Source organism: Sagittula marina, from assembly GCF_014196795.1.
In the GTDB taxonomy this organism is placed as follows: Bacteria; Pseudomonadota; Alphaproteobacteria; order Rhodobacterales; family Rhodobacteraceae; genus Sagittula; species Sagittula marina.
The window spans coordinates 374,202-382,749 of record NZ_JACIEJ010000005.1; the positions used below are offsets into that span (position 1 = coordinate 374,202).

8 protein-coding genes are annotated in these 8,548 nt (G+C 57.7%); 4 read left to right on the forward strand and 4 right to left on the reverse strand.

Annotation, left to right across the window (positions count from 1 at the left end; genetic code table 11):
- Positions 1–174: 174 nt before the first annotated feature.
- The 4 genes from GGQ68_RS12405 to GGQ68_RS12420 all read right to left on the reverse strand — a co-directional run bounded on the left by GGQ68_RS12405 (position 175) and on the right by GGQ68_RS12420 (position 3,848).
- On the reverse strand, positions 175–480 hold the full coding sequence (locus GGQ68_RS12405; protein ID WP_183966414.1) for a DUF2218 domain-containing protein: 306 nt from the start codon (positions 478–480) through the stop codon (positions 175–177).
- Positions 481–963: 483 nt separating this feature from the next.
- A complete protein-coding gene (locus tag GGQ68_RS12410; protein WP_183966415.1) occupies positions 964–2,616 on the reverse strand; it encodes a BCCT family transporter in 1,653 nt (550 codons plus the stop codon).
- Between the two features lie 74 nt (positions 2,617–2,690).
- The gene (locus tag GGQ68_RS12415) at positions 2,691–3,104 is read right to left on the reverse strand and encodes a universal stress protein (protein ID WP_183966416.1); all 414 of its coding nucleotides are present in this window, start codon (positions 3,102–3,104) and stop codon (positions 2,691–2,693) included.
- A 273-nt stretch (positions 3,105–3,377) separates the two neighbouring features.
- Complete coding sequence (locus GGQ68_RS12420; RefSeq protein WP_183966417.1) at positions 3,378–3,848, reverse strand: MarR family winged helix-turn-helix transcriptional regulator; 471 nt, start codon at positions 3,846–3,848, stop codon at positions 3,378–3,380.
- Positions 3,849–4,069: 221 nt separating this feature from the next.
- On the opposite strand from GGQ68_RS12420, the gene ectA reads away from it, so the two are divergent.
- Genes ectA through GGQ68_RS12440 form a run of 4 tightly spaced genes read left to right on the forward strand, consistent with a single transcriptional unit; the run spans position 4,070 to position 7,779 of the window.
- Positions 4,070–4,603, forward strand: coding sequence for a diaminobutyrate acetyltransferase (gene ectA / locus GGQ68_RS12425; protein ID WP_183966418.1), 534 nt, complete (start codon positions 4,070–4,072; stop codon positions 4,601–4,603).
- Between the two features lie 57 nt (positions 4,604–4,660).
- Positions 4,661–5,950 (forward strand): diaminobutyrate--2-oxoglutarate transaminase, encoded by a 1,290-nt coding sequence (ectB, locus tag GGQ68_RS12430; protein ID WP_183966419.1) that lies wholly within the window; start codon positions 4,661–4,663, stop codon positions 5,948–5,950.
- A 5-nt stretch (positions 5,951–5,955) separates the two neighbouring features.
- Complete coding sequence (locus GGQ68_RS12435) at positions 5,956–6,357, forward strand: ectoine synthase (protein ID WP_183966420.1); 402 nt, start codon at positions 5,956–5,958, stop codon at positions 6,355–6,357.
- A 3-nt stretch (positions 6,358–6,360) separates the two neighbouring features.
- Positions 6,361–7,779: an aspartate kinase gene (locus tag GGQ68_RS12440; RefSeq protein WP_183966422.1), complete on the forward strand. Its 1,419-nt coding sequence runs from the start codon at positions 6,361–6,363 to the stop codon at positions 7,777–7,779.
- Positions 7,780–8,548 lie beyond the last annotated feature (769 nt).

The window sequence follows — 8,548 nt, forward strand, 5'->3', positions numbered from 1 at the left end:
GCAGCCGATCCGGCCGGCGGATCCTGTCGCTTGACCTCAGACGGCTGCCGGGCGGGGTTGGCGGCAGAGACGAGCGTTCCAGTCGTCTGCCAAGTCGCCGGACATTGAGATGTGGACGACCGGTTTCAGGAGCCGCACCATCTGGCGTTTTGGTCCCGATGCGCTGGCATGGCGTCACTCAGGAAGCGGGCCTTGCCAATCCATCGCCTTGAAACCTTCGCGGAAGGCGAAGCGTTCGAGGTGCTTGTCGATGATGTGGCGTGCTTTTGAAAGACCTTCGGCGTCGGCGGCAGAGATCACGGCTTCCAGTTGATCATCGGTCGCACGCAGCTGCGCCGGACCCATCAAAAGTGAAATTGTGCCAGCCGTTTCATCGTATTGTACCTCTGTCTTGTGGCCGAAGTGCTTGCACAGCTGCTGCAGGTAGCGGCTGGCATGTGTTGTCGAAAACGTGCCGGTGTCGTGTAATTGAGAATGCATCACGCGTGTTCCTGATCTTTTTACATGGGTAAAGTTGATGTAATTAGTCGGGATTGTCTAGGCCAAAGGGTCCTCGCGCCGAGGGCGCTCTTTGTGGAGGGGTGCGTAGGTGCGCGTCATTGATACGGGCACTACGGTCAATAAGTCTTCCAACGATGAGATGGGGATCAATACCCAGGACGACGGCAGGTTAATCCGCGCAAATGGTCTACGTCGAGGTAATGAAGCTGTGCGGCAGGGCCTGGTCGTTGACGGGCACTGACCGAAGCCTTGAGCCGCGCTGCGGACAATTTGTGACATAAACGGCAGTGGCCACAACTGTACCGCTGCCCGGGTGGAGCGGGGGAGGGGGCCTGCTTGGCGCGGCGGACCTTTTTACAGGTGATCTCGATCGGGAGAGAACTGAGGCGCAGCTGGTTGGTGTCGCAAAAAAAGCCCGGACGCGAGCCCGGGCTTTTTGTGTTCAATGGGATGCTTGCGCAATCAGGTGTGTTTGCGCTCGTTCACGAGGCCGCGCCAGACCGCGACACACATGACGAGCAAGACAACCGTGAATGGCAGGCCGGTGGAAATCACCATGGACTGCAACGACTGCAAGCCGCCCGCAGACAACAGCAGCACGATGGCCACCGCGCCTTCGAAGATGCACCAGAACGCACGCTGGGGCACAGGGGCGTCGACCTTGCCACCCGCCGTGATGGTGTCGATGACCAGAGACCCGGAGTCCGAGGAGGTCACGAAGAACACGATCACGAGCACGATGCCGATCAACGACGTGATGGAGGTCAACGGCAGAACATCGAGCATCTTGAACAGTTTCAGTTCAAGCGATGCTTCCTGTGCAGCGGTGTAGCCGTCGTTGATAACCTGATGCAGAGCGGTGCCGCCAAAGACAGACATCCACAACACGCAAACCATCGACGGGATCAGCAGCACGCAGACGATGAACTCGCGGACGGTGCGGCCACGGGAGACCCGTGCGATGAACATGCCCACGAAAGGGGACCAGGAAATCCACCACGCCCAGTAGAACGATGTCCAGCCTTGAACGAAGTTGGTGTCTTCGCGGCCAATCGGGTTCGCAAGTGCCGGCAGGTATTGCAGATACGCCAACAGGCTGTCGGCGAAGAATGTCAGCAGGTAGACCGTGGGGCCGACCAGCAGGACAAAGAGCAGCAGGACAAAAGCAAGGCCCATGTTGATCTCGGACAGGATCTTTACACCGCCGTCGAGACCGCGCAGGACCGATACCAAGGCGATGGCCGTGATGGCAGAGATCAGGATGACCTCGGTCGTTGCATTCACCGGAATACCGAACAACTCGTTGAGACCTGCGTTGGCCTGTGTCGCGCCAAGACCAAGCGATGTCGCCAGACCGAAGAGCGTCGCGAACACCGCAAGGATGTCGATGACGTGGCCAGGCCAGCCCCAGACCCGTTCACCCAAAAGCGGATAAAAGGCAGAACGGAACGTCAGCGGAAGGCCTTTGTTGTAGGAAAACAGCGACAGCGACAGCGCAACCACAGCATAGATCGCCCAAGGGTGCAGGCCCCAGTGGAAGATTGTTGCCGCCATACCAAGGCGCGCGGCCTCTGCTTCATTTCCGGCGGCCCCGCCAAGCGGAGCCCAGTCGGTGCGCACGCCATCTTCGCCCATGGTGACACCGCCCAATGACGAGGAAAAGTGGCTCATGGGTTCCGAAACGCCGTAGAACATCAAGCCGATGCCCATGCCAGCTGCGAACAACATCGCAAACCAACCGACGTAGGTGTAGTCCGGGGTGGCAGATGTACCGCCGAGCCGGACGTTGCCCAACGGCGTCACGATCAGTGCTAGGCAAAACAAAACAAAGATGTTTGCCGCACCGATAAAGAACCAGTCAAAGCCCTGCGTTACCGAGCTGAACAGCCAGGTGAAGACCGAGCCAGCCTGTTCCGGCAAAGCCAGCGTGTAGAACACAAAGGCCACGATCGCCAGGCCGGAGATGCCAAAGACCGGGTTGTGAATGTCAAAGCCGAACGGGCCTACAGACCCTTCGAAGTTGTCCTGACCGATTTCGTATTCCGTGTCGATGATATGAGACGCGCCGTCCGGGGTCGGTATCCCGTCGGCTATCTCGGAGTTCTCGTCCGTCATATGTCCTCTCTTTCCTTTTATTGTCCTGTTCGCAGGATTTCTGTTGCGGGGCGGTGCGCCCCGGTCCGTGCTCCTCAGTCGCGCACGAGGAAGACGGATGCGTCTGCATGAGCCGCAATCGATGCGCCGTGGCCCGACCAGATGTAGTCGGCAGCATTGGGCGCATGTGTCTGCATGACCACAAGGTCGGCGCCGATGTCCTTCAGCGCTGTGAGCAGTTTTTTGTCCGTATCCACGGCGGGATCCGGTGCGGTCAGAGCTTTCGCCGACGTGGCAAAGCCTTTTTGTCCCTGCGCCGTGGCGAATTCGGTCAGCTTGGCTGCGTATTCTTCGGGGCTGTGGGCGGCCGCGGTCGGCGTTGTGGCGGTCACCCCGACGTAGCAGACTTCGGCCCCGTGGCTCATCGCCAGATCAGCGACGATCTGCAGCGTATTGTTGAGTTTGTCCGCGTGGGTCAGGTCGACGGGTACGACGATCTTTTGGAACATATTCCCTCCTGTTGTAAGTTGTTCGTTGACGCAAGGAGGCTTCCCCACCCCTGCATGGCTATTACGTAGGGTCGGATCCATGCTCGCTTGTACGCAAGCGCCGCTTTGGGGGTCAGTCTCGCCCCTTTCGGGGCGGCGATCTGACGTGATCGACCCTTTCGGGGCAACGTGAACCTTTAAACCTTGTTAAGCAAGGTTAACAGCGGATGGACAGCGCCGCATGTCGTGCGCGTCACACATCCGCTACTCCGCGAGCATCGCGGCAAGGTGCAGCTAATGTTTGATGTCCCCTGTGTCCAGCACTGGGGAGGCGTCAAGATCCTCGGCGTCCATCATGCTGGCCACACGTTCGAGCATGGCCTGCAGCATTGTCTGTTCCCAATCTTCCATCGCAGCGAACTTGCGTACGAAGCGCTGTTGCAAAGGATCCGGCGCATTTTCGAGCGTGTCGCGTCCTTGTTCGGTTATGCAAATGTCGGTCTGACGGCGATCCGTCTCCGATTTTTCGCGCGTGACCATGTTTTCGCGCACCAGCTTGTCGACCAGCGAAGTCACGGTCGCCTGGCTGACCCGCATCCGTGTGCTGACTTCCTTGGCCGTGGCATATCCTTTTTCGCCGATGATCTGCAGGGCGCGGAACTGTACGGCCGTGATACCGGCGATCTGTTTCAGGTCGCGACCGTAAAGCTCAGTCGCACGGATGATGCGGCGTAGGGCAATGAGGCTGTTGTCGACCCGATCCATAGTGACCTCTTTAACACGATGGTGAAGCACTACCGGGGCCTCAAGCTGGCTGCAAGGTGGTTTTACTTTGAGTGACAAAGTGGGCTATCTCCCGTTTCGATTGATTTATCTAAACAAATATGGGTGTTTTTACGCAAAAGTCCATTTTTTTACTTAGACACTTGAAATAACCGTCCGATCAGATACTTTGTCTATCGAAGGAAACAATACGAGAGAGCCTCATGCAACATCCACGCGATCTGGCGCGAGCCAAAATCCCGACACTGCGCATCCCGAACGCAGAGGATGGGACTGCCATCTGGGATCTTGTCAGCGCCTGCAAGCCGCTGGACGAGAACTCGATCTACTGTAACCTGCTGCAATGCGACCACTTCGCCGACACATGTGTCGTTGCTGAATTGGATGGCGAAGTGGTGGGCTGGGTTTCCGGCTATGTAAAGCCGAGCGAACCGCACACGCTTTTTGTCTGGCAGGTGGCTGTCAGTGAAAAGGCGCGGGGCCTTGGCCTTGGCGTCCTTATGATGCGTGAGATCCTTGGACGTGACGTCTGCGATGGCGTCGATACTCTCCAGACAACCATCACCAGCGATAATGCTGCGTCATGGGGTCTGTTCCGAAAGTTCGCCCGCACCATGGGCGGTGATCTGAGCTACAAGCCGCACTTCAAGAAGGCAGAGCACTTCGACGGTCAGGCTAGCACCGAGAACATGGTGACCATCGAATTCGACGAAGAAAAAATGGAGCGCGCCGCCTGATTGGCGCCCCGCTTTCTTCTGTCTCAATCCTTATTTATTCATAGAAAGGAGCTGTCCATGACTGCTTCCAATTCTTCTGTGCATCCTGTTTTTGAACGCCGTGAATCCGAGGCGCGCAGCTACTGCCGCAGCTTTGACACGACATTCACCTCGGCCTCCGGGTCGGAAATGACTGACAGCACTGGCAAAACCTATATCGATTTTCTGGCAGGCTGTTCGTCGTTGAACTACGGTCACAACGACCCTGACATGAAGACGGCGTTGATCGAGCATATATCGAACGACGGCATTGCGCATGGCCTGGACATGTACACCGATACCAAGGCGGCGTTCCTCGAAACTTTTGAGGAAAAGATCCTCAAGCCGCGCGGCATGGACCACAAGGTCATGATGGTAGGCCCGACCGGTACAAATGCGGTTGAGGCCGCAATGAAGCTCGCGCGCAAAGTGACCGGACGGTCAAATGTGATCGCCTTCACCAACGGCTTCCACGGTATGACCATGGGCGCGTTGGCAGCGACCGGTAATGCGGGCAAACGTGGCGGCGCTGGCATGGATTTGCATGGCGTGACCCGGATGCCATTCGAAGGCGCGTTCGGTGACAACATCGACACGCTGTCCTTGATCGAGCAGATGCTCGACAATCCGAGTTCCGGTGTCGATGCGCCTGCTGCTTTCCTTCTGGAGCCTGTGCAGGGCGAGGGCGGTCTGAACGCCGCGTCCAAGGAGTGGCTCGAGGGCATTGGTCGTCTGGCAAAGAAGCACGGTGCGCTGCTGATTCTGGACGATATCCAAGCTGGCATCGGTCGCTGCGGCACGTTCTTCTCATTCGAGGAAATGGACGTTCAGCCTGATCTTATCCCGCTGGCCAAGTCGCTGTCCGGAATGGGGCTGCCCTTCGCCGCGCTGCTGATCCGTCCGCAGTACGACATCTGGAAGCCTGCGGAGCACAATGGCACCTTCCGTGGCAACAACCACGCCTTTGTTACGGCGCGCGTTGCCATCGAAAAATTCTGGTCAGACGATCAATTCCAGAAAGACATCGCTCGCCGTGGTGAGATTGTGAAAGCCGGTCTGCAACAGATCGCCGACATGGTGCCAGGCGCCACGCTGAAGGGTCGCGGCATGATGCGCGGCGTGGATGTGGGGTCGGGCGATGTGGCCGGTGCGATCTGTGCGCGCGCTTTCGAAAAAGGTCTTATCATCGAGACCTCCGGCGCAGAGGACGAGGTCGTCAAGATCTTGGCCCCGCTGACGACACCTGACGATGTGCTGCAAAAGGGCATCGACATCCTGACGTCCGCAGCCGCCGAAACCCTTGAAACAACCAAAATTGCAGCGGAGTAATCCCCATGATTGTTCGTGACTTTAACGAAATTGCCAAATCCGAACCCACCCGTGTCGTCTCGGACGCCAAGTGGACATCTGTCCGCATGTTGCTGGCCGATGACAAGATGGGCTTCTCCTTCCACATCACCTTCCTTGAGGCCGGGTCGGAGCACACGTTCCATTACAAGAACCACTTCGAGAGCGTTTACTGCATGCAGGGCAGCGGCTCGATCACGGATCTTGCCACCAATGAAACGCATGAGATCAAGCCGGGTGTGATGTATGCTTTGAATGAGCATGACAAGCACATCCTGCGCGCAGATGAAGAGCTGGTGATGGCCTGCTGCTTCAACCCACCTGTGACTGGCAAAGAAGTGCACCAGGCCGACGGCTCCTACGCCGCTCCCGACCTGGAGGATGCGTAAGCCATGACCCATACGGTCGAGAAAATCGGCGGGACATCCATGTCCCGCCTGAACGAACTGCGTGACACGCTTTTCATCAAGGATGGTGAGCCGCAGTATGGGCGTGTTTTTGTTGTGTCAGCCTTTGCCGGCATTACCAACGCGCTGCTCGAACACAAGAAGACGGGCAAACCCGGTATCTACGCCAACTTTGCCGACGGCAATGGCGAGGACAGCTGGAACGATGCGCTGGACCAGACACGCGCCACGATGATCGAGGCGCACAGCGAGATACTTGAGGATGCCCAGGACGTCGCCGATGCGACAGATTTCGTGAACGAGAGAATTGAAGGCGCCCGCAATTGCCTGGTCGACTTGCAGCGTCTGTGCTCCTACGGGCATTTCAGGCTGAACACCCATCTGCTGCAAATCCGTGAGTTGCTGTCCGGTTTGGGCGAGGCGCACTCGGCGCTGGTGACCGTGCTGCTGTTGCGGCGGGCTGGGGTCAGCGCCCGTCTTGTTGACCTGACCGGCTGGCGTGACGAAGACGAAGTCACCCTGGAGCAGCGGATCATGTCCGCTCTTGAAGATGTGGACATGTCCAACGAGCTGGCCATCGTGACAGGGTATGCGCAATGCTCTGAGGGGCTGATGCGTGAATTCGACCGCGGCTACTCCGAAGTGACGTTTTCCAAGCTGGCAGCTTTGACGGGCGCACGCGAGGCGGTCATCCACAAGGAATTCCACCTGTCGTCCGCCGACCCGAAACTGGTTGGTGCCGACAAGGTGCGCAAGCTTGGCCGGACAAACTACGACGTTGCCGACCAGATGGCGAACCTTGGGATGGAGGCCATCCACCCCTCGGCGGCGAAAACCCTTCGCCAGGCTGGCGTGCCGTTGCGTGTGGCCAACGCCTTCGAGCCGGAAGATCCGGGTACATTGATCGACGACCAACCTGCGGACACCGCGGCGGTAGAGATTGTGACCGGTCTGGAGGTTCTTGCGCTGGAAGTGTTTGAACAGGATATGGTTGGGGTGAAAGGCTATGATGCCGCGATCCTCGATGCACTGACGCGCCATGGTGTGCGCATCGTGTCCAAGGTGTCGAATGCAAATACGATCACGCACTATGTGGATGCTTCCATGCCGGATGTGCGCCGTGTCGAAAAAGACCTGATGCGCATCTATCCGCAGTCGGAAATCAGCATCCGTGAAGTGTCTATCGTGTCTGCTGTTGGTCGCGACTTGCTGGGTCTCTCTGTCCTGACCCGCGGTTTGCTGGCACTCGACGAAGCTGGCTTAGCCTCGCTGGGGGCGTCCCAAGGACCGCGCAACGTGGATGTCCAGTATATCATGCCTCGTGGCGACATGGGCGCGGCGATCAAGGCACTGCACGACAAGTTGGTCACTCAAGACGGGCAAGCCTTTCCGCTCGCCGCCTGAAAGGCCGGATGGCCGTGACCTTACTTTTACTGATCGGTTGAAGCGGCGCTGCCTTCGGGTCGCGCCGCTTTTGTTTTGGGGCAGGGGAGGGGGCTTTGTAGGCTTTTCGCAGAAGTGCTGCGAAACTGGGCGTGGGTTGTGTGCGAGGTGTTTGGCCCTGTTTTGTTGGGGATTTGGCTGCAAAGGTCGCTTTTATCGAGGGGCGCATTTTTCAAACTGCGGTTTGGTTCCGTGTGAATTTGGATTTTTGGTGAGAAAGTTGAAAAAAGGGGTTGCGAGTCGTTTGGTGTAACCGTAAAAGCCCCTTCACCGGCGGCGCTGAGGCGCTGCGGGACGGACCGGACGGAGCGGACGAGGCGCTGAGAGGCGACACCGAAGCGAAGCGAGGTTGAAGCATACCGAGGATATTGTCAGGCGGGCGCGCTGAGAGATTAGCGCGGCGGTCTGGTTTTTGCCCTCAACGTTATTTGAAATCGCTAATATCTGAAGAGATATGTGGGCGGCCCTGGTCCGATCGATGGATCAACCCTCTCATATCAACGCTTCTAGGGCTTCGGTCCGATGATGAAGTGTCAGCTTCACTGTTTGGAGCGGCTTTCGGTTTTCTGATGAAAACCAGAAGCACGTTATCAAACAGATGACTTCCAATGCGTGTTCAATCCTTAGCCGGGTGGACATAGGGATCTGCCCCCGAGGTGGTCCTGAGTATTGGAGATGTGCAGAGGTTCGAACGTCAAGGATATGCGGTAACGCATTTCAACTTGAGAGT